The sequence below is a fragment of the Caballeronia udeis genome (assembly GCF_001544555.2).
GTDB lineage: Bacteria > Pseudomonadota > Gammaproteobacteria > Burkholderiales > Burkholderiaceae > Caballeronia > Caballeronia udeis.
The window spans coordinates 1-756 of the sequence record NZ_FCOK02000230.1; the positions used below are offsets into that span (position 1 = coordinate 1).

Genomic DNA, 756 nt, shown 5'->3' on the forward strand with positions numbered 1-756 from the left:
GCTCACTCAGGTAAAAAGCCCCAATCTCCTTTCGAAGATTGGAGCTCGAAGACACTTACTTTAGAAGTCAAAGCTGGGGGCACTAAGTACTGCCCCCAGCTTCTTTTTCTCAAGTGATGTCCGATGCTTAGCCGTGCAGCGTCAAGGCACCAGCAGCTACGGTGGATGCGCCCGTCAGCGTGTGTTGGCCCATCAACTGGACCAACGTGTCACCGGCGGCAAAGGCCGCGTTAGTAGCACCAGCATGCTCAACCACGTACGTATTGCCTTGATACACGAACTCACCCACTGTGTGCTGGGCGACGGCGCCAGTAGTAAACAACGCGTTGACTACATTGGCGAGCGTCGCGGACGTACCGTTAAGCGCAGTCGTGATTTGTGCAGCCGTGAACGCGGTAAGGTTACCCGCCGCCAAGGCGTCGCCTGCGAACACAATCTTGTCCGCACCGTTATCGTTAAAGCCGGTAACGTTGGCGGTCGGAGCGATAGCGGTGACACCAACTCCCGCTCCAGCCACGTTCACCGTGTCCGAGACAGACGCGCTGTGCGCACCGAACGTGACATTGTTCGTTGCGAAAGCGCCGAGCGTGATGGTGTTCGCGCCCGTGCCTGTCGTGATGTTCACGGCGCTGTTGGCGACAGTAGACGTCAAGCTACCTACGTCGCTCACAACGTTGGTGCCGTTGCCCAGCGTGATGCTATCGGTGAACACCGACGTGCCGGTAGCAGCGCCCAGACTGTTAAGCGACAGCGTGA

At 58.1% G+C, this 756-nt stretch carries 1 protein-coding gene; it reads right to left on the reverse strand.

Going from position 1 to position 756, the window contains the following annotated elements; all coding sequences use genetic code 11:
* Positions 1–127: 127 nt before the first annotated feature.
* On the reverse strand, positions 128–756 hold a 629-nt coding region (locus AWB69_RS49115), incomplete at its 5' end, for a hypothetical protein (protein WP_197500502.1).